This window comes from Pseudovibrio sp. JE062 (assembly GCF_000156235.1).
In the GTDB taxonomy this organism is placed as follows: domain Bacteria; phylum Pseudomonadota; class Alphaproteobacteria; order Rhizobiales; family Stappiaceae; genus Pseudovibrio.
The window spans coordinates 449284-471842 of record NZ_DS996809.1; the positions used below are offsets into that span (position 1 = coordinate 449284).

Sequence of the window (22559 nt, forward strand, 5' to 3'; positions counted from 1 at the left end):
GAGCAAGCATTCTCAAGCCGTGTTTTTGAGCAGAATCAGCTTTTGCATCAAACCTGCTAACTCTCTCATATCATTGAAGATTGCCAGAGGGTTTTGTTGGTCTAGTCGGCTGTGCAAATTTTGGGTGCCGTGAGTGGCACCGGTGAAGCCGAGGGCATCCATACCGGCAGCGTTGGCTGCTTTCAGACCCAGATGACTGTCTTCGATGACGAGGCACTTGGCAGGAGCAACACCCATCTCACTGGCTGCTTTGAGGAACACATCTGGTGCCGGTTTGCCCTTTGCGACCAGATCTGCCGAGAAGTATTTGTGTTCAAAACGCTCATGAAGATTAGTCAGTTTGAGCGTGTACTCCAGTCGTTCCATGGAGCTGCCGGAAGCAATGCACATCTTCATGCTTGGGAACAGTTTGTCCAACTCATGCAATGCTTCGTGGATGCCTGCAATTGGTTGAAGGTCTTTCTCAAAGGCTGCCTTTAGCGCTTCATCCTGATTTACGAGCGCTTCATGGCTGCGGATATCCCGTCCAATCTCAGCTTCCACCTGACTGAAAACTTCGTTGGCGGACACACCGCAGAAACGCGCGATCATGTCTTCTGTGGTGATGGGGTATCCAGCTTTGGTGAAGCCTTCAGCCTCGACCTGGCACCCAATCCATTCGCTGTCGATCAGACAGCCATCACAATCCCAAATGAGCAAATCGTAGTTCATAAACAAATCCAGTTGGTTATATCGGGCGCAGTGTTGCCAGCAAGCATGGCGTTTTGATGATGACATGATTTGGTATTGCAACTTATCCCTGTAGACCAAGCCGGTAAATGGGTGCCCCTCAGAGATTTACTCCCAAAAACCTAGTAGTGAGCCTTTGCCAAAGCTCCGCTAGGCTGACAGGTAAACAAGCTGATTTGTGTAGCGGGGGACGTATGTCAGTTGCTTCTCAGGTGCGAAGATCGGGAGCTGCGCGGCGACGCAAGCTCAAGCCAACATTGATTGTCCGTATCCGCGGGGGCATTGGAAATCAGCTTTTTCAGTATGCTCTTGGGCGAAAAATCGCGCTTGAAACAGGGATGAAACTGCGCTTCGACCGCAGTGAGTACGACCAGTACTTCAATCGCTCCTATTGCCTTAACCTGTTCAAGACACAGGGCTTATCAGCCACGGAATCCGAGATGTCAGCGGTCCTCTGGCCTGCGCAATCGTTTGGGCAGACGGTTAAGCTGTGCCGTAAGTTCTATCCGTTTTATCAGCGGCGTTACATCCGTGAGGATGAGTTGTTGCAAGACGGTGAAACACCAGCGCTGAAGCAAAGTGCCTATCTGGATGGGTACTGGCAGACCTGGGAGATTCCATTTTCGATCATGGAACAGCTGCGCGACGAGATCACCCTGAAGAAGCCTATGGTTCTGGAGCGCCTGAAGCTGTTGCAGCGGATCAAGTCCGGACCCTCAGCTGCGCTGCATGTGCGGTATGGTGATTACAGTCAGGCGCATAACTTGCAGAACTTTGGTTTGTGTTCTGCGGGGTACTACAAAGGCGCGATGGATTTCCTGACTGAGCGCGTGCCAGGGCTGACGTTTTATGTTTTTTCAGACAGTCCTGAGCGGGCGCGCGAGGTGGTTCCTCAGCAAGAAAACGTCTACTTTGCTGATCCGATGCAGGATGGAAAAGATCATGAAGATCTGATGGTTATGTCTTCATGCGATCATATCGTGACAGCGAATAGCACATTCAGCTGGTGGGCGGCGTTCCTCAATGGCAATGAAGACAAGCATGTAATTGCACCGCTCAAGTGGTTCAAAAATCCAAATCTGGATGACAGCCTGATCGTTCCGCCGCATTGGCAGCGGTTGTGAGGTCTAGGTCTCTGTAAGATCGCTAAGCAAACTCCAAGGCATCAACTTCATGCAGGATCTGCCCGATCGCAGTTTGTGGCAGAGTGAAGTGCTGATGCGCCCCGCTCATCTCGCCAATCACGGGGGCATATTCCAAACCTCTGACATGCGAGAGCCATGCATATGCACTTTGGATGTAGTCTGCTGGAAAGATCTCCACGAGCTTACCGCCTGCCTGCGTGAAGAGCAGGTTTGTGAGGCCTGCGCCGTGCGTACCCACGATGATCTTGGCGCTGTTGAAAAGCTTTACCTGTTCTCTGTGTGTCAGCTTGCCCGGCACCACGCTTTGGAAGCCGCGTGCTTCCAGTTGCTCGATGAGTGTTGTCTCATTGAGTATCCGCCGCGTTTTTGCGTCATCGCGTGCAATGTAGAGCTTTTGCGTGGGCGTCTTGTGCATATCGAGCCCGTAGGCTGCGAGATAGTGCGTCGCAACCATGGAGGCCGCCTGCTCGCTGGCTGGTGCCCGGAACTCACAGTTCATGGCGGGTGAGCAATGGTAGAGGGTTTTGCAGTGTATGCGTTCGTTTGTTCTGCACTCCTCCAATGTGAGGAGCGGCGTATCCTGAGCCAGAAATTCGTAAAACTCTCGCTGGAACTCCGGCAGGTCTTCTCTCTGAAGGATTTTGAGCGGAAATGTGCGTGGTTCCAGATGCTCTAACAGGAACAACAGCGGAAACGCTACATCACAGAGGAAGTGGTAGTAGTGGCGATACCCCGTCGCCATGCCGAGCATGTTGATCGCCGCAGATTGGATTGTCCGATCTTTAAGGCGCGCAAACCGCATGGTGTTGGGTGCTGCTGCTTCTATCTGGCGGTGCTGGCTTTTCAAGACCGTAGCGCCTGTGCTGCCAAGGACTAGCGTGTCAGCCAGTTTATGCAGTCTGAGCTGGGTGTGGCCTGATGGTGTGATTGGCAAAGGATAGCGACTCTGTTCAAGCGCCCCATGTTCCGTGAAGAATGCCTGCACTTGCTGAGGTAGATCCCGGGAGCTGCGCTCATCCATGGTGAGCAGATGCTGGTGCGGAGACAGCCCCGGCGCGGCGTTATCTGGAAAATAGTTATAACGGTAGCCGATTGCGGGGAAGGTTCTGGCGAGGGTTGATTGCAGTTTGAACCTGAGCTGCCTGCTTGTTGGCATCCAACTGCGCCATTTTGGTGCTTTACGCATACCCACCTCACCCATTCTTTGCGGAGCATGCATGACCGTATACTGACCGGGGAGTGCTCAGTATCCACGTATTCTGATCTATCAATTCTTGAGGATGTGGTCCGGGAGATGCCATTGGAGTTCTGGCAAAGAAAAAGCCCGGCGTCTTTTGCAAGAGCCGGGCTGTAAGTTTTACAGAAACCGCGTTGTTACGCGAGTTCTGGTTCCACCTTGGTTGGTTCTGGAGCCACCCATTTTAGGATTGGTTTACGCGCAGCGCCGGTTTCATCCAGGCGGCGGCGCGGAGCCAGGAATGGAGCACCTTCGAAGCGGTCTTTTTCGCCAGCTTTTGCACTCATCACCAGATCGCGCATGGTTGCGACGAACAGGTCCAGAGACGCGCGGCTTTCGCTTTCGGTTGGCTCGATGAGCATTGCACCACTTACGACCAGTGGGAAGTACATGGTCATCGGGTGATAGCCTTCGTCGATCATTGCTTTTGCAAAGTCCAGCGTGGAAACGCCGGTGTCTTTGAGGAAGCTGTCGTCGAAGAGGACTTCGTGCATGCAAGGTTTGACGCCGTATGGCAGGGTCATCAGGTCCTGCAGGCCAACGCGCACGTAGTTTGCGTTCAGCACTGCATCTTCAGATGCCTGTTTCAGGCCATCGGAACCATGGGACTGCATGTAGGAAAGTGCACGTACATACATGCCCATCTGACCGAAGAACGCGGTCATACGGCCAAATGGCTGTTCGCCTTCGTTCAGCTGGTCGTTGGTTTCTACGACTTCCAGTTCCTCACCATTCTTACGGATGAATGGAAGTGGAGCGTAAGGTGCCAGACGATCAGACAGAACAACCGGACCAGAACCTGGACCACCACCACCGTGTGGCGTGGAGAAGGTTTTGTGCAGGTTGATGTGCATGGCGTCGATGCCGAGGTCACCCGGCTTGGCCTTACCAACAATCGCGTTGAAGTTTGCACCGTCACAGTAGAAGTAGCCACCAGCTTCATGGATTGCGTTAGCAATCTCAATCACTTCCGGTTCGAACAGACCACAGGTGTTCGGGTTGGTCAGCATGAGAGCTGCCACCTGACCTGCGTGTGCTTCGATTTTTTCGATCACAGCTTCAACAGCCACAGTGCCGTCTTCGCGTGCCGGGATGGATACAACCTTGTAGCCAACGAGTGCAGCGGTTGCCGGGTTGGTGCCGTGGGCACTTTCCGGAACCAGAACGATGGAGCGCTCTTCACCTTTGGCAGCGATTGCGTGCTTAATGGCCATCATACCGCACTGCTCACCATGGGCACCCGCTTTCGGGCTCATTGCCACAGCGTTGGTGCCGGTGAGTTCCATCAGCCAGTCTGCGAGTTCAGAGATCAGCTCGAAAGCACCCGGAACGGTAGAGATAGGCTGCAGTGGGTGAATGTCTGCAAAGCCCGGCAGACGCGCCATCTTTTCGTTGAGGCGCGGGTTATGCTTCATGGTACAGGAGCCCAGAGGGTACAGACCTGAGTCAATCGCATAGTTGTTGCGGGACATGCGTACATAGTGGCGCATGGTTTCCGGCTCGGACAGAGCTGGAAGGTCTACAGGCTCGCTGCGCATGTGGTTGCCGAGGCGTGGAACGAAGTCCATCGGCTCGTCCAGATCCACACCGCAGTTGTCCATGTGGCCGATTTCAAAGATGAGCGGCTCTTCCATGTCCAGTGCGCGGTTACCAGTAAAGGTCTGGTGCGGCATTGGAGGGCCGGCTTCACCTGCGCGTGTCGGGCGTCCCTGATGGTTCATAGTCATGCCAGCACCTCCTTCAGAGCTTGCGCATAGGCTGCACGATCCTCATCGGTGTTCACTTCAGTGCTTGCAACAACGATCAGGTTGTCGATGTCACCACCGGACTTGTCCAGACGGCAGACAGGTACACCGCCCAGAACGCCTTTTGCAGCCAGTGCTTCAATCACTTCGTGTGCGTTCTTTGGTGTGCGGATGGTGAACTCGTTGAAGAATGAGGAGTTCAGCACTTCAACACCATCAATCGCGCCCAGAGCATCCGCCAGAGCGACAGCGCTCATGTGGTTGATGCGTGCAAGACGTGCGAGGCCTTTACCGCCCAGCAGGGTCATGTGGATGGTGAATGCCAGAGAACACAGACCGGAGTTGGTGCAGATGTTGGAGGTCGCTTTGTCACGACGGATGTGCTGCTCACGTGTAGAGAGGGTCAACACGAAACCGCGCTTGCCTTCCGCATCAACTGTTTCACCACAAACACGGCCCGGCATGTTGCGGATGTACTTCTGACGGGTTGCGAACAGACCAACGTAAGGGCCACCGAATGTCAGTGGGTTACCGATGGACTGGCCTTCGCCAACCACGATGTCTGCACCTTGAGCACCTGGGCTTTCCAGAAGGCCAAGGGAGACAACTTCAGTGAATACAGCAATCAGCAGCGCTTTGTGGGCATGTGCTTTTTCTGCAATCGGCTTCAGATCAATCAGCTGACCGTAGAAGGATGGAGACTGAACCACCACACAGGAGGTTTCATCATCGATCTGAGCCAGAATGTCTTCTGTGCCCATTGGGTCAGCAGGCAGCGCAACAACGGATGCGCCCGGAAGCTTGGCGGAAACGCCTTCAACCACTTCACGGTACTGTGGGTGCAGACCGCCGGAGAGAACCGCTTTTTTCTTGCGGGTCACGCGGTGAGCCATCAACACAGCTTCTGCGGTGCCGGTGGAACCGTCATACATGGATGCGTTAGCAACATCCATTCCGGTCAGGTTTGCGACCTGGGTCTGGAACTCAAAGAGTGCCTGAAGCGTACCTTGTGTGATTTCTGGCTGATACGGGGTGTAGCTGGTCAGAAATTCGGAACGCTGGATCAGGTGATCAACGGTAGCAGGAATGTGGTGTTTGTACGCCCCTGCCCCGACGAAGAACGGGAGTGATCCGGCACTGACATTCTTGTTTGCCATTGCAGAGAGCTGACGCTCTACCTGCATCTCGGTCTTGCGACGTGGCAAGGTTGTCAGTTCTTCAAGGCGAACGGCCTCTGGAATATCGGCAAATAGCTCATCGATTGAGTCTACACCGATACGCGCCAGCATGTCGGCGCGGTCGTTGTCTGAAAGCGGAAGATACCGCATGTTCCCTCTCCATCAGATTGTCTGATGCACATTGCAGCAAAAGCAAATAGGGCTTCTGCCATTTCCTGCCATGAGGTTGCCCGACATGGCAGGGGCTGAACGGCTTTTGGCTTATTGCGTATTCTTATTCCGAAAACCGGTCGGGCTTTTCGGGAGTACGCTTTGCCTTAAAGCGTTTCTACAAATGCTTTGTAATCAGCTTCGCTCATCAGGGCTTCAAGCTGTGCAGCATTCCCGAGCTTCATTTTGAAGAACCATGCAGCGCCCTCTGGGTCTTCGTTTACCTTTGCAGGCTCATCAACAAGAAGCTCGTTGCCTTCTGTGATCTCGCCATCCAGCGGTGCATATACTTCGGATGCAGCTTTCACGGATTCCACGACGGCTACTTCATCATCCTGAGCAACGGTTTTGCCGTTCTCTGGAAGTTCGACGAACACAACATCGCCCAGCTGGCTCTGTGCGAACTCAGTAATGCCGACGGTTGCTACGTCTCCCTCAACCTTCAGCCACTCGTGGTCTTTTGTGAAATATGTGCTCATTTAAGCGTTCCCTACACTGTCGTTTGTCGATTGAAATGTGATTGGGGCAGCCCGCTGCCCTCACCGGAATTATTTTGGTTTGCGGTAGTAGCGCTGTGCTACAAACGGCATCTCAGCTACCTTGGCTTTGAGTGCGCGGCCACGGACCACAAGCTCAACTTCTGTGCCAATTTCTGCCAGTTTGGATGGGACATAACCCATCGCCACCGGCGCGCCGAGTGTTGGGCCAAAACCACCTGATGTGACGCGGCCAATAACTTCTTCTGAACCCGGCACGCGGATTTCTGCGCCTTCACGTGCCGGAGCACGGCCATCAAGCAGCAGACCCACGCGGAGATTTTCGGTGCCTTCAGCCAACTGCTTGAGCACACGCTCACCACCTGGGAAGTCGCCTGCTTCTTTGCGGCGCTTCTGCATGCAGAAGGTGATGTTGCCTTCAACAGGTGTGGTATTTTCGTCGATGTCGTGACCATAGAGGCAAAGGCCAGCTTCAAGGCGCAGACTGTCGCGTGCTCCAAGGCCGATTGGTTCTACACGCTCATCAGCGAGCAGTGCTTTTGCGACAGCTTCAGCCGCGCCAGCAGGAATGGAAATTTCGTAACCGTCTTCACCTGTGTAACCGGAACGGGACGCAATCACGGAAATGCCGTCGAACTCAAGTGGACGCGCTTCCATGAAGCCCATCTCAGCAGCTTCCGGTGCATGCAGGGCCATCACTTCAGCGGCTTTCGGGCCCTGAATTGCGATGAGTGCACGGTCTTCAACGATCTCAAGTTTCACGTTGTCCGGCAGAGCAGCTGCGATGATTTTGTAATCGTTGTCTTTACATGCTGCGTTGACAACAAGCATCAGACGTCCGTCGTCTTCAGCCGCAAGCGGGCGAGACACCATGAGGTCATCGATGATGCAACCGTTATCGTTGAGCAGAACTGTGTAGCGCTGTTTGCCCGGCTTCAGTTCCTTCATGTTGGATGGAACGAGCGTTTCCAATGCAGCAGCAGTGGTTGCGTGGTCAGGGCCTACGAGCCAAGCCTGTCCCATGTGGGACACGTCAAAAAGGCCTGCGCTTTCACGGGTGAAGAGGTGTTCTTTCATAACGCCGAGCGGGTATTGTACCGGCATATCATAGCCAGCGAACGGCACCATTTTAGCGCCAAGCTCGGTGTGTAGATCGAAAAGCGGTGTTTTCAGCAGGTCTGTAGCTTCAGCCATATGGTCCCCTCAGACAGTGGCGTACACGTCAAAGACCATTCCCTGTGGAATGATCAAGTACGCCCCCTCTGTCTCGAGAACCTGAGAGATTTCCCGCACTGGCAGCTACAAAAACCAGAGCGATTACTCCTTCGGTGAGAGCCTTAACGTGCGATCCATACGGATAGCGCGCTCGGCACTGCTTTCCAGAGTGTTGCTTACTATGCGGTCCTTTTGCCTGAGAGTTTCCGGGGCGGTTGCTCCTTCGGCGATAACCCAATGGGTGGCTTATTCTCTCCCGCACAGCTCTGCACTCGCCAGCCCTCCTCTCAGAACCGGCGAATGTATTCCTTCTCAACGGCTGCAACGTGCCCCTGAGAAAGGCTGGCGCGACACTATGACGCCAAGCTGTGAACCCTTACTAACCTATTTTTTACTTTTCGTCGAATCCAAAGACGACATTTTGTCCCGGTTCATTCGGAAGAATAATATTTTCTTCCACAAATGCCCATGTCGCAGACGGCGATCCGGCCCCTAAAGTGACAGGAACGCTGAAGAGTTTGGAGTAGATTGTTTTTTCTCCGCCATCCACATCTTGTGTGACTGCTACACGCACAGGAAGCAGTACTTCGCCCCCTTTCCACGTCGGACCAGGGGTAATTGTACCTGCGATACCCAGTTTCATCGCTGAGTTCTGGCCTGACTTTTTACAGGTGCGTGCCCAATCGGTGATGATTGCCTGATAGCTGAGATTCTCAGGTGTCTTCTCTTTGCCGCGTGGGTATTTGGTCAGGATGGTTGTTCCTGAAAGTTCCTGCAAGGCGGGACATAAGGCGGGAGCCTGAAGCACGGACAGATCAAAGGTCTTCTCTGTTGCAGGCGGATTTGCTGAAGAAGATTCCAGCTCAGCATCTGATGACATGAAGCTTCCGCAGCCTGCCAGAGATGCACCGATTGCTGCCAGAAGAATTGCCCGTCCTGTGTTTTTGAGCAGTGATTTTGCCAATAAATTGCCCACCATACGAATCCCAAATTTATCTGCAGTTTTTGTTTCTATATCAGCCGCAAACGCAAATGGCGAGATACATCAGTCACCTGAAACACATTGGAGGAAGCTGACAGGCTGAATATTGGAGAAAATCAGCGCTTGATGCCCGATTAAAAACTCTTTTTCTTGACAGAGACAGCCAACATCCTTCAATTGCTCAAAGTCAAAATTCAGGAATACATCATGCAGGTTACGCCCTCCCCGAAGGCACCGGTCAAAATTTTACTTTGCGCTCCACGCGGCTTTTGTGCCGGTGTTGACCGCGCGATTCAGATCGTGGACCTCGCTCTGGAGAAGTATGGCGCTCCTGTTTATGTGCGCCACGAGATCGTTCACAACAAGTATGTTGTTGAGGGCCTGCGCAACAAAGGTGCTGTTTTTGTTGAGGAATTGGATGAGATCCCGGTTGATGACCGTCCTGTGATTTTCTCTGCTCACGGCGTGCCGAAGTCCGTTCCGGAGGCTGCACGCCTGCGTAATCTTTTCTTCCTTGATGCGACCTGTCCGCTGGTTTCCAAGGTGCATAAAGAAGCAATTTTGCATGACAGACGCGAGCGTGAAATTCTTCTGATCGGTCACAAAGGCCATCCGGAAGTCGTTGGCACAATGGGTCAGTTGCCGCGTGGGCGTGTCTCTCTGATTGAGACTGCGGAAGATGCACGCGCATTTGAGCCAAAGACAAATCGTCAGCTGGCCTGGATTTCACAGACCACACTTTCTGTTGATGACACCAAAGAGATCGTCGAAATCCTTGAAGAGCGCTTCCCGACTATTGCGAAGCCGCACAAGGATGACATTTGTTATGCGACCACCAATCGTCAGCATGCGGTGAAGGAAATTGCGCCTAAATGCGATGCGATGATTGTTGTTGGTGCGCCGAACTCCTCCAACTCCAAGCGTCTGCGTGAAGTTGGTGAGCGGGCTGGTTGCGAAAAGGCATTCCTGATCCAGCGCGCCTCCGAGATTTTCTGGGGTGACTTTGAAGGTGTGAAGACCATTGGCATCACTGCCGGTGCGTCTGCTCCTGAGATCCTCGTTGAAGAAATTGTTGAAGCCTTCCGTGAGCATTTTGATGTGACACTGGAAACCGTTACAACTGCTGAAGAAGACATTTCATTCAATCTACCGAAAGAGTTACGGGCTGCTCCTGCACCTAGCGGAACAAGCGCGGCAGAATAGTTATGGCTGTATATACCGATGTTTCCGATGAAGAGCTGGGCGCCTTCATCGACCGTTTCAACATTGGCGCACTGCTCTCCTACAAGGGCATTGCCGAAGGCGTTGAGAACTCCAACTATCTGGTTCATACGGAGACGGGCTATTACATCCTGACGCTCTACGAAAAACGCGTTAATCCTGATGATTTACCGTTTTTTCTGGGCCTGATGCAGCATCTCGCCGGGAAAGGCCTCAACTGCCCTACTCCGCTGATTGATCGCGATGGGCAGATGCTGGGTGAGCTGGCAGGACGTCCTGCTGCCATGGTCACATTCCTTGATGGTATGTGGGTACGCAAACCGCAGCTGGTGCATTGCTCTGAGCTGGGCAAAGGCATGGCGCGGATGCACCTGGCTGGCGCTGACTTTGAGATCAAGCGTCCAAACTCCCTGAGCGTTGATGGCTGGGCGCCTTTGCTGGATGCAAGCCGCGACCGTGCGCATGAGGTGAAGGCGGGCCTTGCTGAAGAGCTGACAGCTGAGCTGGATGAGTTGCAGGCGCTGTGGCCTAAGGATCTACCAAGCGGTGTGATTCACGCGGATCTGTTCCCGGATAACGTTTTCTATCTGGGCAAGGAACTTTCCGGCCTGATCGACTTCTACTTTGCCTGTAATGATGCCTTTGCTTATGACGTGGCGATCTGCATCAATGCGTGGTGCTTTGAGCCGGATGGCATGTTCAACGTGACAAAAGCACGTGCGCTGCTGGAAGGCTATCGCAGTGTGCGTCCGTTCAGCGAGCTGGAGTTCGACAATCTGCCGTTGCTGTGCCGCGGTGCTGCGCTGCGCTTCCTGCTGACACGTCTTTATGACTGGCTGTCTGTGCCGGAAGGCGCGCTGGTTGTTCCAAAAGATCCACTTGAATACCTGCGCAAACTTAGGTTCCATCGTGGCGTATCCAATGCGAGTGCATACGGGCTGGATAAATGAGCGATACCAAACGTGTTGAGACGTGGACGGACGGAGCGTGCTCCGGCAACCCCGGGCCTGGAGGCTGGGGTGTGCTGCTTCGCTTTGGCGAGCATGAGAAAGAACTGTGCGGCGGCGAGTCAGCCACGACCAACAACCGTATGGAACTGATGGCGGCTATTCAGGCACTCGAAACCCTGAAGCGTCCTTGCGCGGTGGATTTGTATACCGACAGCTCTTACGTGAAGAACGGCATCACGCAGTGGATGCACAACTGGAAGCGTAAAGGTTGGCGGACGGCCTCCAACTCTCCGGTCAAAAACGCAGATCTCTGGCAGCAGCTAGATTCGGCTGCACAGCGTCATGATGTTTCATGGCATTGGGTGAAAGGCCACGCCGGACACGAAGAGAACGAACGCGCTGATGAGCTGGCACGGAAGGGTATGAAGCCCTTTCAGAAGTCCAAGTAAGTCGGGAAGGTTCGGACGCACGCATGGAAAGCCCGCTTCCCCGCTCCCGGCTGGATAAACCTGAGAAGAAGCCTCGCAAAGCCAAACGCGTGCTTATTCTTGCAAATCCAACGGCCACGTCCTTCCGCTTTCAGCGCATCACGGAGATCGTGAAGTGTCTGGAAGAGGCTGGGATGAAGGTGGAGCTGAAGCTGACCAACCGTGCCAGTGAGATTACCGAGACCTGCACTGATCCAGACCTGAATACGGATATTCTGGCGATTGCTGGCGGTGATGCGTCCGTCAGTGAAGCAGCCTCTGCCATGCTGGGGCGTGGAATGAAGCCGCATCTTGCGATCATCCCATTTGGCACGGCCAACGTACTGGCACATGAACTAGGCGTGCCGAGCGCGCCGAAAGAGATCGCCAAGGCCATCATCGCCGGTAAGACGCAGAAGCTGCACAACGGTTATGCCAATGGGCGACCGTTTTTCCTATCGACGTCTACGGGCTTTGATGCAGAAATGGTGCATGTCGTACCATTGCGCCTGAAGCGTCGTTATGGTCGCTTTGCGTCTCTCTTCATAGCTGCTCAGCTGGCGTTCTCTCGCCGCAAAGGCAGCTTTAAAGTGCGAGCTGATGGTGAAGAACTGCAGTGCGCCATGGCATTGATCACCAATGGCCGTTACTACGCCGGAAAACATCTGGTGGTGCCTGAGGCTTCTATTTTGGAGAAGCAGTTGCACCTACTCACCTTCAAAGAGGATGGTGCCTGGGCGCTCTTCAAATACGCATGCCGCTTACTTACTGGCAGCGTGGTAAAATCGCGCAATGTTGAGTGCCGGACCATCAAAACAGCTCGCATTGAAGCCTATCGTGCTGCGGCTGTTCAGATTGATGGAGAGCCATTTGGCGGGACACCGCTTGAAGTTTCTGTCGGTGACTGTGAACTGACTGTGATCTGCGGAAACTAGAACAGTCTTTCCCTTCTGCGCTTCATTTGATGGCTACAACCTCAAATTTACGTAGTGCTTCCCGCAGGTTATAACCTGCACGTCACCCTTACATATTTTAGAGTTGAAACTTTTCCAATTTAGCTCGTGAAATGAGTAGCTTAAGCAATGTACGCTACCTGGTCACGCGTTAACATCTGCGCAATATATAGTTGATACTGCGTATGTAAGTTTCCAAACTAACGATTCTAGTTATTGCATTTTTGACGTAAAGGCCGGCGGTCTCATGATGTTGCCTCGACCGAAACTTTTAGAGATAGAAAACAGAGGCCATAAACGGCATTCCTGCCACTGGCCTGCAGTGTTGTTTACAGACAACTTCAACCGATCCTGTGTGATTGAGGACATCAGCAATGGCGGATGCCGTTTGCTGGTCAACACGGGCAAGTTGACTTCAGGGTCTAGCGTGAAGATTCAGGTGCCAGCCCGCAAGCTTTCGTTCACGGGCAAGATTGTCTGGCTTCACTGCGAAGAAGCAGGCATCAAGTTCACGTCCAAACCTGCTCGCCTTTGAGCGTAGCTGGGTGAGTTACTGTGGTTTAGGCGTTGGCAGCGGGCTTCCAAAACCGATCGCAACCTTCCATGTACGGATGCTGTAGCTTTTGTGCTCTGTGCGGGCTTTCAGGTAGCTCTTGTTCTTGCCGATCCCCATTGGGTAGCGCTTGTTCTGTTGCGCTTCGTAGGCTTTGCTTTGGCTGGTGCAAATCCGTTTGCGCATGTCTTCAGGCTGCCGCTGCAGGTCGTTTGCAATATCCTCGAGCTGTTGACCATTTGGTCCCAACTCTCCAGTCATAGCCTCAGTCAGAAGTTTTGCAGCCCGTTCGCTGCGTTCCCGCCCGGTTGTTGCTCCGAGTACGACGGCCATATAGCGCTGCCCTCCCCGGTCTGTCAGTGCAACGATGTTACGGCCCGAGGAACAAACAAAGCCTGTCTTCATACCAACGGTTCCCGGCAGTCTTGTGAGCAACTCATTGAAGGATGTGATTGCCTTGCCATCAATGGTGACTTTCGATGTGGCGAACACGTCGTGATACTGCGGGTAACCTAGGTAGATTTCTCGCGCCAGTACGGCCAGATCACGGGCGGATGTTTGCTGGGTGGCATCAAACAATCCATTGGCATTGGCAAAATGGCTGGCTGTCATGCCAAGGCGCCGTGCTGTGGCATTCATCCGCTGCACAAAGGCCTCTTCGCTGCCGGCAACGCTCTCTGCAAGTGCAACGGCAACATCATTGGCTGACCCGACAAGAACCGCATAAATGGCATCTTGCAGCGTCATGACGCTTCCGACCTTCAGGCCCGACTTCAAAGAGGCCTGCCTCATTGCCCATGGCGACATCACCACAGACGTTTCGTGGTCGATTTCTCTGTTTGCAAGAGCTTCGAAGGTGACAAGCGCTGTCATCAGCTTGGTAGTAGAAGCCGGATACCACGGATCGCCAGCATCTTCCGCATAGAGCACACTCTGCGTGTCCAGATTCAGCAGCAAGGATGGTGTGGCACTTGCTGGTGCGAGGCTACCATATGAAATCAGGATCAGGCCCAGAGCGGCGTGCACTTTTCGACACGCATTACCAAAACAAAACATGCAGCTATTAAACTCAGATAAGGAAAAGAGAGCCGGACCAGATGCCCTTAGAAAATTGCCTCGAGTGTGTCACCACCTGAGTTATTCAGAGAATACACAGAGGTGAATGATCAAAATTTCTCCAGCAATGCTGCTAAAGCCGAGTGATCACAAAATTCCCTTGTAACCACTCGGAGCCTTTTGGCTTTGACAGCCCGTGTTAGCTCTGATTACTGCGGTCCTGCTGAGCGAACTGCTCTTTGAGCATGCGGCCAGCTTCAGCAGCGCGCATTGGCTGACCGAAGTGGAAGCCCTGCACGTACTCGCAGCCCAGCTGGAACAGCTCCAGCGCGTCGGATTCAGTTTCAGCGCCTTCAGCAACCACTTCCATGCCAAGATCATGGCCCAGTGCAACGATGGTGCGCAGGATGACAGGGCGTGCGCTCTGGCCGTTTGGACGGACGAAGGACTGGTCGATCTTGATGGTGTCGAACTGGAAGCGCTGCAGGTAGCTCAGGGATGAATAGCCGGTGCCGAAGTCATCAAGAGACAGACCAGCACCCAGACCTTTCAGGCGTTCAAGAACCTGCACGGAGAATTCTGGGTTCTGCATGACCAGAGACTCGGTCAGTTCCAGCTTCAGGGAGCCCGGAGTGAGCGCGGTGCGTGCCAGAACAGCTTTCACATCGTTGATCAGATCAGGCTTCAGCAGCTGGCGGCTTGAGATGTTTACGGAGACAAACAGCGGCAGAGCGTGTTTAAACTCGCGTTGCCATTGTGCCAGCTGACGCGCGCCTTTTTCCATCACACGTAGACCGAGCTCGTTGATCAGGCCGCTTTGCTCAGCAACCGGAATAAACTCGGATGGTGGGATCAGGCCGCGGCTTGGGTGTTCCCAGCGCGCCAGAGCTTCGAAGCCCGCAGTGGTCTTATCAGACAGACGCACGATTGGCTGGAAGACAACCTTGATCTCATCTTTCTCAAGAGCGGAGCGCAGGTCGTTGTCCAGAGCAAGTGTATTGCTGGCCACTGGCTTCAGTGTCGGGCGGAAGATCTCAATGCGGTCCCCACCAAGGCGCTTGGCGTGGTTGAGTGCGATTTCAGCATCGCGCATCAGATCCGTTGCTTTTTCAGGGCCACCGTCAAAGATTGAAGCACCAATGGACGCCGTCAGGAACACTTCCTGATCGCCAAAGGTGACTGGTGTACGCAGAGACTTGCGCAGCTCATCTGCAAAGGAAGCAATACGGGTTGCGTCCTGCTCAGAGATCATGAGCACCGCGAAGGTGTCTGCGGAGATGCGAGACAGGGAGTCCTGTGGCTTGATCAAACGAGACAGGCGACGCGCTGCGGTGAGCAGCATGGAGTCACCAGCGGTCTGGCCGATGCTGTCGTTGACCTGCTTGAAGCGGTCGAGGTCGATCAGGATCACAGTTGGGTTGCCGCTGCCTTCTGCTCTGGAGCGAGCCAGCGCAGCGACGAGACGGTCCATGAACAGTTCGCGGTTTGGCAGGCCGGTCAGATTGTCATGCACGGCATCGTGCATCAGGCGTTCTTCAGCGGTCTTCTGCGAGGTGATGTCCAGCAGCGTACCAACGCAGCGGATGACTTCCCCATCAGAGCCGAGCACCGGACGGGCGCGCATCTTGAACCAGCGGTAATGGCCGTCTTCTCCACGGAGGCGGAACGCCTGATTGACGCGGCCACGGCGGTGGTCGATTACAGCATCCAGAGTGCCACGGAACAGGTCACGATCCTGCGGGTGCAGAATTTCGAGCCAGAGGCGCGCGGGTCCATCCAGGAGGCCCGGCTTGATGCCAAGCGCTTCTTCAAGGCCGCCGCTGGTGTGAATCTTGTCACGGTCCACATCCCAGTCCCAGATGATGTCGCCTGAGCCTGTCAGAGCCAGCGCGCGGCGCTCAACATCGCTCACCACGGAGTGGGAGAGACCGGAGCCAGCAAAGGCGTGCTGCATGACCGTGAAGCCGAGTAGCAGAACAAAGAGAACGAGACCACCTGCCAAAGCTGGCTGCACCAGATCGCTCTGCAGCATGCCGGTTGTTGCCATCCATGCTGCAAACAGCCATGCGAGGAACAGGAACCATGTCGGCAGCAGCATAATCGCGCGCTCAAACCCACGGACGGTGAGCATCAGAATGACGCCAAAGCCAGCAATCGCCACACCGCCCATCAGGATACGAGAGATACCCGCTGCGATGGTTGGGTCCCAAAGGGCCAGACCGAACAGGCTGATCACTGTGATGAACAGGCCAATGGCAAGGTGCGTGTAATGAATGTGCCAGCGGTTAAGGCCGAGATAGGCGTAAAGGAAAACCACAAGGGCGGCTGTCAGACTGATCTCCGCGACCGCTCGATAAAGCTGGTCATCCCCCAGCGTTCGCCCGAAGACCAAATTCCAGAACCCGAAGTCGATACACAAATAGACCAGAACAGCCCATGCAAGCGCTGCTGTCGCTGGGAACAGGACGGTTCCCTTCACCACAAACAGGATAGTGAGGAACAGCGCTAGCAGGCCTGCGATACCAAGCACAATACCGCGGTAAAGCGTATAGGCGTTGATGTTGTCCTTGTAGGCCTCAGGCTTCCAAAGGCGGATTTCCGGCAGGCTTGGGGTGTTCACTTCTGCAATGAAAGTTACGTTTGCACCTGGATCCAGCGTGATGCGGTAGATGTCGGCTTCGGTGCTGCGCTCGCGGATTGGCGGGATGCCCTGACTCGGTGTCAGGGAGACGATGCGGCGCTGTCCAAGGTCCGGCACCAGCACACCACCGCCGGTCATCTTGTAGTACGGCGCAACAAGCAAGCGGTCGATCTGCTCTTCACCCGGGTTGGAGAGTGCGAACACAGCCCAGGAGCTGGCGGTATCATCAACGGAGCGCACCTCGATGCGGCGGACGATGCCATCAGAATCTGGAGCGGTGGAGACCTGAATGCTTTTACTGGTGTTTGGATAGATATCGACAGAGCCGGTCAGATCGAGTGCATCAACGTCCTTCGGGACGACAATCGCCTCCAAAGCTAGAGCTTGTGATGCAACCACAATGAGCAGGAGAGCGCTTAACAGAACAGCCTGAATAACGTTCTGCATGCGCTGACAATAAGTCCCTGACACCGGCTTCTCCACGATAACGAAAAATTAACTGAATTCCTTGCCAAGATCATTACATCGTCAAGGCGCCAGTTTCATGGTTCAAGCATGTGTTACAGGCAATTTATCCCCATCTGCCTCTGATTGTGGCAGCACTTTGGCTGGTAAAGGCGCAGAATCCCGGATTTTGCCAAACAAAATATGGTCTTGCCACATTCCGTTGATGAACAAATAGGAAGGTGCGTAACCCAATTCAGAGAATCCGACCTTTGTTAAAAGTGCTCTGGAGACTTCATTGGAGGGTAAGCAGGCGGCTTCGATACGATGCAAGTGCAGATCATTGAAGCAGAAGCAGCAGACCCGTGTGACCGCTTCTTTCATGTACCCACTACCTGCAAACTGAGCGCCCATCCAATAGCCCAATGAGGTTGCCTGCGCGACACCGCGTCGGACATTGGAGAGGTTTAGGCCACCCAGCAGCTCATCCGTATCCCGATTGAACAGGAAGAATGGATAGTGAGAACCTTCGCGTATGTTGCGATTGTAGCGACGGATGCGTTTGCGAAAGGACGTCTTGGTCAGGTCATCGGCTGGCCATGTCGGTTCCCATGGCTGCAGAAAGTCTCTGCTGCGTGCGCGAAGATCAGCCCATTGGGCGAAGTCCGCCATGGAGGGTGCGCGCAGATAGAGGCGCTGGGTGGTCAGAGTCGCAAGAGACTGGGGAGATGTGCTTGTTTTAAAAAATGACACAGCTTCTCTCCCCTCTAAACTAGAGCTCCATTATGCAGAAAGCGTAGCCTGAAATGCAACAGGCTTATGCCTTGATGCCAGCCAAACGCTCTTTTAGTTCAGCATAATTTAGCATAGGTGCCTTCGGTCCAACCTTCACAAATGTGGGATTGTCGGTGGCAAACAGCTTTTCAGCCAGCACCTGCAATCGATCAGCAGAAACGGCGTTGAGGCGCTTCTCCAGCTCTTCGATCGCAACCGGATGACCGTAGATCATCACCTGACGCGCCAGCTGTCCTGCACGTGCTGCTGGGCTTTCCAGAGCCATCAGCAAGCCGGAGCGCAGCTGTGCTTTAGCGCGGGACACTTCCTTCTCAGAAACACCTTTTGCGATCTCTTTCAGCTGATCGACAAGCACTTCTGTCAGTTCAGCGGCGTCTTCCGGTCCGGTTGCAGCATGCACGCCAAAGAAGCCAGTGTCTGCGAAGGCCCAATGGAAGGCATAGACAGAGTAGCAAAGGCCGCGCTTTTCACGCACTTCCTGGAAGAGGCGCGAGGACATGCCACCGCCAAGGATGGAAGCCAGCACCTGAACGGCGTAATAATCTTCGTGCTCGTAAGGCAAGCCTTCGAAACCGAGGATGATCTGCAGTTCCTGCAGGTCGCGCTCAATGGCGCCTTCCCCGCCCACATACTGAGCCAGATTGTCTTCATCCGGTGCAGAGTTGGAAAGCTTGGAGAAGTTGGCTCTTGCCAGATCTACAAGCGCTTCATGCTCTACAGCACCTGCTGCGGCGAGTACCATGTCGGATGCGGTGTACTTGCGCTCAACGTACTGGCGGATCGCGTCTGCGGAGAAGCCGTTTACGGTTTCCGGAGTTCCAAGGATCGGGCGACCGAGTGGCTGGTTTGGCCATGCGGTTTCCAGCAGAACATCAAAGACCTGATCATCAGGCGTGTCCTGTGCAGCGCCAATTTCCTGAAGGATAACGTGTTTTTCACGCGCGAGCTCATCAGCATCGATGATGGAGTCCTGCAGGATATCGGAGAGAATATCCAGTCCCAGAGGCACATCATCGGCCAGTGTGCGCACGTAGTAATTTGTATGCTCAACACTTGTGGAGGCATTCATCTCGCCGCCAACGGCTTCGATTTCCTCGGCAATCTCGCGGGCATTCCGCTTGGTGGTGCCTTTGAATGCCATGTGTTCAAGCAGGTGTGTGATGCCGTTCTCTTGCTCACCTTCTGAGCGGGAGCCAGCTTTCACCCATATCCCAAGAGCCGTTGTCTTGAGGTACTCCATTTGATCAGTAACTACAGTCAGGCCATTTTCTAGTTTTGTTAGTTTGACCGCCATTAAACGCCTGCTTTCACGGCACGTGCACTGCCTTCAACGAATTTCGCAACTTCCAGAGCATCTGCCGGAAGAACAGAGAATTTCTCTTCGCGTTCCATCAGATCAGACAGGTGGGCTGGCAGGTCAGGATGGATACCTGATGCACTTTCTACTGCCGCCGGGAACTTGGCCGGATGCGCTGTTGACAGCACGATCATCGGAGTTACGCCGTCATTGTGCTCTTTGGCTACATGGATTGCGACCGCGGTGTGCGGGTCAAGCAAATAGCCGCTTTCTTTGAGCGTATCAGTGATGGTCTGTGCAGTGTCTTCTTCACTTGCACGACCAGCAGAGAACTTCTCCTTGATAAAACCTAGGGCTTTTTCGGAGAGAGTGAAGCCGCCGGACTGCTTGAGGCTGTCCATCTGGCTCTTCACAGTGGCGCTGTCCTTATCGTTCGCCGCAAACAGCAGGCGCTCGAAATTGGAAGACACCTGAATGTCCATGGAAGGTGCAGTGGTAGCTACCACGCCGCGTGTCTCATAACGACCGGTTTCCAGCGTACGTGCCAGAATGTCGTTGGTGTTGGTCGCGATCACCAGCTTCTCAATTGGCAGACCCATCTGCTGTGCCACATAGCCAGCGAACACATCACCAAAGTTGCCGGTTGGAACAGTGAAGGACACTTTGCGGTGCGGTGCGCCCAGAGATACTGCGGAGGTGAAGTAATAGACCACCTGCGCAACGATACGCGCCCAGTTGATGGAGTTTACGCCAGACAGGCCAACACGCTCGCGGAAGGAGAAGTTGTTAAACAGATCCTTCAGGATGCCTTGGCAGTCGTCAAAGTTGCCTTTGATTGCCAGTGCGTGGATGTTGTCTTCCTTCGCAGTGGTCATCTGACGCTGTTGAACAGGAGAGACACGGCCTTCCGGGAAGAGAATGAAGACGTCGGTGCGCTCACGGCCGCGGAATGCTTCAATCGCTGCGCCACCAGTGTCGCCAGAAGTAGCGCCAACAATGGTTGCACGAGCACCCTTCTGTGCAAGAACATAATCCATCAGGCGACCAAGCAGCTGCATTGCAACGTCTTTGAATGCGAGTGTCGGGCCGTGGAAGAGTTCGAGAACGTATGTGTTTGGAGCTGTCTGGACGAGAGGTGTGACTGCCCTATGCGCAAAGCTTGCGTAGGCTTCGTCAATCATCTGCTTCAGATCGTCATGCGGAATGGAGTCGCCAACGAATGGCGCAATCACCTTGAGCGCAACCTCGCTGTAAGGCTTTCCAGCAAATCCTGAAATTTCCTCAGTAGATAATTGAGGGAACTCTTTTGGTAGATACAAACCGCCGTCGCGTGCCAATCCCGTGAGCAGCACCTCAGAAAAATCGAGTTCTGGTGCATCGCCGCGCGTACTTACATATCTCACCGTTACATCCCTTCTCGCTTAACCTGAATCAGAGTAGTTTCGTGCCGTACCCTATTGGTATTCTTCAGGTTTTCAGCTGGAACCCAAACACAGATTCCCAAATCAGTCGCATTTGTGTTTCAAGTGCGCACAGGGAAATAGCAGAAATTTTAAGAAGTTGCACGGCGAAATCTCGTTTAGGCACGTAAGATCATGCGTGACCAATGTCGCTGGACAGCATTCCCGGATCGATACCAAGAATTTCAAGAGCATTGTGCCACTTCTGATCGCCTTCACCTTCAAAGATCAGCGAAGGATCTGTTTGGCACGTGAGCCAACCATTGGCCTGCAACTCTGCCTCAAGCTGACCGGGCGCCCAGCCTGCATAGCCAAGTGCCAGAAGGGACTTCTTGGGGCCTTTACCTGCTGCGATGGCACGCAACACCTCTACGGTGGCTGTCAGGACAACACCCTCCTCAATCTTGAGGCTGGTTTCTTCCAGGAAGTAATCATCGGAATGAAGAACAAAACCACGACCAGCATCAACCGGGCCACCGCGGTACACTTTGCGGTCTGCAATGTCGATGGCCAGCTGGTCATCGTCTTCCTCATCAATGATGTTCAACTGACCTAAAAGTTGCCCAAATGTGATGTTAGGGGCCGGCTGGTTGAGCACAATCCCCATCGCACCCTCTTCAGAGTGAGCGCACACGTAGATGACGGAATGGGCAAAACGGCCATCCTCCATTGTGGGCATGGCAATGAGATATTGTCCGTCAATGTAACCCGGTTTTTCACCAGACATGTTGGGGGCGCTCTCCTCATGCTTCGAACGGATTGCCTCTTACTTGAGTGTAGAGGCAATTATATTATAGGTACTCACGGATTTTTCCGGTGATCAATGATCAGTGAGAAAAACATGGGATTGTTCACGGATCATTGATTGTCTGAGAGGCAATCTTAATGGGAATTCGAAAAGGGACCGTTTAAATAGACTCTATGATTTCTAGATTCTTCAAATCGACCCTCATCGCTGCTGCGGTGCTATCCGCCTCTGTTTCAAGCGCCTTGTCATCAAGTGTGTCTGAATGGGTAATAGTTCAAGGTGGTGCTGTCCGTCTTATTCGTGCGAGCGAGCCAACACCTGATGGCCTGTATCGCGGCGGGATTGAATTTCGCCTTGAAGATGGCTGGCATACCTACTGGAGATATCCGGGTGAAGCCGGTATCCCGACAGAAGCCAGCTTTGTTAATTCAGTCAACATAGCTAGCGCGGAGCTGATGTTCCCGGCGCCCAAGGCTTACTCAGACGGATTTTCCACATCTCTGATCTATTCAGAGAAAGTGGTGCTGCCTGTGCTGCTCAAACGGATGGACGATGCACGTCCGGCCATTTTGAATGCAAACCTGACCTTTGGCATCTGTAAGGATATCTGCATTCCTGGGCAGGCTGAGGTTTCTCTCGTTTTTCCAGCGGTAACCATGAAAGATGAAGTTGCTGACAAGCTGGTCAACGATGCGTTTGCACTGGTGCCCATCGCACAAGGTGATCTGCCAAGCCAGTTTCCTGAGATCAAGGTTGTTGGTGAAGGCAAGGAACGCCAGATTGAAATCAGCGCGAAAGTGCCTGCCAAAGAAAAAGCCCCGGAGCTTTTTGTTGAGGGCCCTGCCGGCTCCTACCATGGCGTGCCGAAACTAACTTCTGTGAAGAAGGGCAAGGCCCATTGGACGCTGCCTTACATCGGTCTGCCGGAAGATGTGAGTGAGCTTGAGCTTCGCCTGACGCTGGTGACCAAAGATGGCGCCTTTGAGGAAACGCAGAATGTCTCTGTTCCTCAAACCACAGCTTCAAACTAAGCTTT

At 53.8% G+C, this 22559-nt stretch carries 20 protein-coding genes and 1 riboswitch; of the genes, 7 read left to right on the forward strand and 13 right to left on the reverse strand.

The window, feature by feature from the left end; all coding sequences use genetic code 11:
• Window positions 1–12 precede the first annotated feature (12 nt).
• Window positions 13–711, reverse strand: coding sequence for an HAD family phosphatase (locus PJE062_RS14495; RefSeq protein WP_008549814.1), 699 nt, complete (start codon window positions 709–711; stop codon window positions 13–15).
• Window positions 712–923: 212 nt separating this feature from the next.
• On the opposite strand from PJE062_RS14495, the gene PJE062_RS14500 reads away from it, so the two are divergent.
• Window positions 924–1853, forward strand: a complete 930-nt coding sequence (locus PJE062_RS14500) for an alpha-1,2-fucosyltransferase (protein WP_008549962.1) — start codon at window positions 924–926, stop codon at window positions 1851–1853.
• Window positions 1854–1875: 22 nt separating this feature from the next.
• Here the strand turns inward: PJE062_RS14500 and PJE062_RS14505 are convergent, their stop codons facing one another.
• From PJE062_RS14505 to PJE062_RS14530, 6 genes are all read right to left on the reverse strand, one after another.
• On the reverse strand, window positions 1876–3060 hold the full coding sequence (locus PJE062_RS14505; RefSeq protein WP_208982317.1) for a DUF563 domain-containing protein: 1185 nt from the start codon (window positions 3058–3060) through the stop codon (window positions 1876–1878).
• A 188-nt stretch (window positions 3061–3248) separates the two neighbouring features.
• Window positions 3249–4838 (reverse strand): aminomethyl-transferring glycine dehydrogenase subunit GcvPB, encoded by a 1590-nt coding sequence (gene gcvPB / locus PJE062_RS14510; protein WP_008550097.1) that lies wholly within the window; start codon window positions 4836–4838, stop codon window positions 3249–3251.
• Entirely contained in the window at window positions 4835–6184 is a 1350-nt protein-coding gene (gcvPA, locus tag PJE062_RS14515; protein ID WP_008549942.1) for an aminomethyl-transferring glycine dehydrogenase subunit GcvPA, read from the reverse strand. The genes gcvPB and gcvPA overlap by 4 nt, the downstream gene beginning before the upstream one ends.
• A gap of 167 nt (window positions 6185–6351) precedes the next feature.
• Window positions 6352–6723, reverse strand: coding sequence for a glycine cleavage system protein GcvH (gene gcvH, locus PJE062_RS14520; RefSeq protein ID WP_008549930.1), 372 nt, complete (start codon window positions 6721–6723; stop codon window positions 6352–6354).
• 69 nt (window positions 6724–6792) lie between these two features.
• A complete protein-coding gene (gene gcvT / locus PJE062_RS14525; protein ID WP_008550050.1) occupies window positions 6793–7935 on the reverse strand; it encodes a glycine cleavage system aminomethyltransferase GcvT in 1143 nt (380 codons plus the stop codon).
• Between the two features lie 195 nt (window positions 7936–8130).
• A riboswitch (glycine riboswitch) is annotated at window positions 8131–8225 on the reverse strand.
• 122 nt (window positions 8226–8347) lie between these two features.
• Complete coding sequence (locus PJE062_RS14530) at window positions 8348–8935, reverse strand: hypothetical protein (RefSeq protein ID WP_008549995.1); 588 nt, start codon at window positions 8933–8935, stop codon at window positions 8348–8350.
• Between the two features lie 210 nt (window positions 8936–9145).
• On the opposite strand from PJE062_RS14530, the gene ispH reads away from it, so the two are divergent.
• The 5 genes from ispH (at window position 9146) to PJE062_RS14555 (ending at window position 13064) form a co-directional block, all read left to right on the forward strand.
• Window positions 9146–10141 carry a 4-hydroxy-3-methylbut-2-enyl diphosphate reductase gene (ispH, locus tag PJE062_RS14535; RefSeq protein WP_198136866.1) on the forward strand — a complete coding sequence of 332 codons (996 nt, stop codon included), beginning with the start codon at window positions 9146–9148 and terminating at the stop codon, window positions 10139–10141.
• 2 nt (window positions 10142–10143) lie between these two features.
• Window positions 10144–11109, forward strand: coding sequence for a homoserine kinase (locus tag PJE062_RS14540; RefSeq protein WP_008549485.1), 966 nt, complete (start codon window positions 10144–10146; stop codon window positions 11107–11109).
• Window positions 11106–11558 carry a ribonuclease HI gene (rnhA, locus tag PJE062_RS14545; protein ID WP_037036996.1) on the forward strand — a complete coding sequence of 151 codons (453 nt, stop codon included), beginning with the start codon at window positions 11106–11108 and terminating at the stop codon, window positions 11556–11558. Before PJE062_RS14540 ends, rnhA begins: the two co-directional genes overlap by 4 nt.
• 23 nt (window positions 11559–11581) lie before the next feature.
• On the forward strand, window positions 11582–12511 hold the full coding sequence (locus PJE062_RS14550) for a diacylglycerol kinase family protein (RefSeq protein WP_008549656.1): 930 nt from the start codon (window positions 11582–11584) through the stop codon (window positions 12509–12511).
• 265 nt (window positions 12512–12776) lie between these two features.
• Complete coding sequence (locus PJE062_RS14555) at window positions 12777–13064, forward strand: PilZ domain-containing protein (RefSeq protein WP_208982318.1); 288 nt, start codon at window positions 12777–12779, stop codon at window positions 13062–13064.
• A gap of 15 nt (window positions 13065–13079) precedes the next feature.
• Here PJE062_RS14555 and PJE062_RS14560 read toward each other — a convergent pair whose 3' ends face one another.
• The 6 genes from PJE062_RS14560 to PJE062_RS14585 form a co-directional block, all read right to left on the reverse strand.
• Window positions 13080–14108 (reverse strand): D-alanyl-D-alanine carboxypeptidase family protein, encoded by a 1029-nt coding sequence (locus tag PJE062_RS14560; RefSeq protein ID WP_247643123.1) that lies wholly within the window; start codon window positions 14106–14108, stop codon window positions 13080–13082.
• A gap of 229 nt (window positions 14109–14337) precedes the next feature.
• Window positions 14338–17226, reverse strand: coding sequence for an EAL domain-containing protein (locus PJE062_RS14565; RefSeq protein ID WP_008550026.1), 2889 nt, complete (start codon window positions 17224–17226; stop codon window positions 14338–14340).
• Window positions 17227–17328: 102 nt separating this feature from the next.
• A complete protein-coding gene (locus PJE062_RS14570) occupies window positions 17329–17976 on the reverse strand; it encodes a GNAT family N-acetyltransferase (protein WP_008549877.1) in 648 nt (215 codons plus the stop codon).
• Between the two features lie 64 nt (window positions 17977–18040).
• On the reverse strand, window positions 18041–19312 hold the full coding sequence (locus PJE062_RS14575) for a pitrilysin family protein (protein WP_008549807.1): 1272 nt from the start codon (window positions 19310–19312) through the stop codon (window positions 18041–18043).
• Complete coding sequence (thrC, locus tag PJE062_RS14580; RefSeq protein WP_008549679.1) at window positions 19312–20718, reverse strand: threonine synthase; 1407 nt, start codon at window positions 20716–20718, stop codon at window positions 19312–19314. The genes PJE062_RS14575 and thrC overlap by 1 nt, the downstream gene beginning before the upstream one ends.
• Before the next feature lie 190 nt (window positions 20719–20908).
• Window positions 20909–21502, reverse strand: coding sequence for a YqgE/AlgH family protein (locus PJE062_RS14585; protein WP_008549821.1), 594 nt, complete (start codon window positions 21500–21502; stop codon window positions 20909–20911).
• A gap of 194 nt (window positions 21503–21696) precedes the next feature.
• Here PJE062_RS14585 and PJE062_RS14590 point away from each other — a divergent pair, with 194 nt between their 5' ends.
• A complete protein-coding gene (locus tag PJE062_RS14590; protein ID WP_008549578.1) occupies window positions 21697–22554 on the forward strand; it encodes a protein-disulfide reductase DsbD domain-containing protein in 858 nt (285 codons plus the stop codon).
• Window positions 22555–22559 lie beyond the last annotated feature (5 nt).

What these genes read in the sequence shown, in the direction of transcription:
- gcvPB (WP_008550097.1), bottom strand. Translation starts at nt 4,838, where the DNA reads ATGACTATGAACCATCAGGGACGCCCGACACGCGCAGGTGAAGCCGGC.
- PJE062_RS14540 (WP_008549485.1), top strand. Translation starts at nt 10,144, where the DNA reads ATGGCTGTATATACCGATGTTTCCGATGAAGAGCTGGGCGCCTTCATC.
- PJE062_RS14585 (WP_008549821.1), bottom strand. Translation starts at nt 21,502, where the DNA reads ATGTCTGGTGAAAAACCGGGTTACATTGACGGACAATATCTCATTGCC.
- PJE062_RS14555 (WP_208982318.1), top strand. Translation starts at nt 12,777, where the DNA reads ATGATGTTGCCTCGACCGAAACTTTTAGAGATAGAAAACAGAGGCCAT.
- PJE062_RS14500 (WP_008549962.1), top strand. Translation starts at nt 924, where the DNA reads ATGTCAGTTGCTTCTCAGGTGCGAAGATCGGGAGCTGCGCGGCGACGC.
- gcvT (WP_008550050.1), bottom strand. Translation starts at nt 7,935, where the DNA reads ATGGCTGAAGCTACAGACCTGCTGAAAACACCGCTTTTCGATCTACAC.
- gcvH (WP_008549930.1), bottom strand. Translation starts at nt 6,723, where the DNA reads ATGAGCACATATTTCACAAAAGACCACGAGTGGCTGAAGGTTGAGGGA.
- PJE062_RS14505 (WP_208982317.1), bottom strand. Translation starts at nt 3,060, where the DNA reads ATGCGTAAAGCACCAAAATGGCGCAGTTGGATGCCAACAAGCAGGCAG.
- PJE062_RS14565 (WP_008550026.1), bottom strand. Translation starts at nt 17,226, where the DNA reads ATGCAGAACGTTATTCAGGCTGTTCTGTTAAGCGCTCTCCTGCTCATT.
- PJE062_RS14550 (WP_008549656.1), top strand. Translation starts at nt 11,582, where the DNA reads ATGGAAAGCCCGCTTCCCCGCTCCCGGCTGGATAAACCTGAGAAGAAG.
- rnhA (WP_037036996.1), top strand. Translation starts at nt 11,106, where the DNA reads ATGAGCGATACCAAACGTGTTGAGACGTGGACGGACGGAGCGTGCTCC.
- PJE062_RS14590 (WP_008549578.1), top strand. Translation starts at nt 21,697, where the DNA reads ATGATTTCTAGATTCTTCAAATCGACCCTCATCGCTGCTGCGGTGCTA.
- PJE062_RS14530 (WP_008549995.1), bottom strand. Translation starts at nt 8,935, where the DNA reads ATGGTGGGCAATTTATTGGCAAAATCACTGCTCAAAAACACAGGACGG.
- ispH (WP_198136866.1), top strand. Translation starts at nt 9,146, where the DNA reads ATGCAGGTTACGCCCTCCCCGAAGGCACCGGTCAAAATTTTACTTTGC.
- gcvPA (WP_008549942.1), bottom strand. Translation starts at nt 6,184, where the DNA reads ATGCGGTATCTTCCGCTTTCAGACAACGACCGCGCCGACATGCTGGCG.
- PJE062_RS14495 (WP_008549814.1), bottom strand. Translation starts at nt 711, where the DNA reads ATGAACTACGATTTGCTCATTTGGGATTGTGATGGCTGTCTGATCGAC.
- PJE062_RS14575 (WP_008549807.1), bottom strand. Translation starts at nt 19,312, where the DNA reads ATGGCGGTCAAACTAACAAAACTAGAAAATGGCCTGACTGTAGTTACT.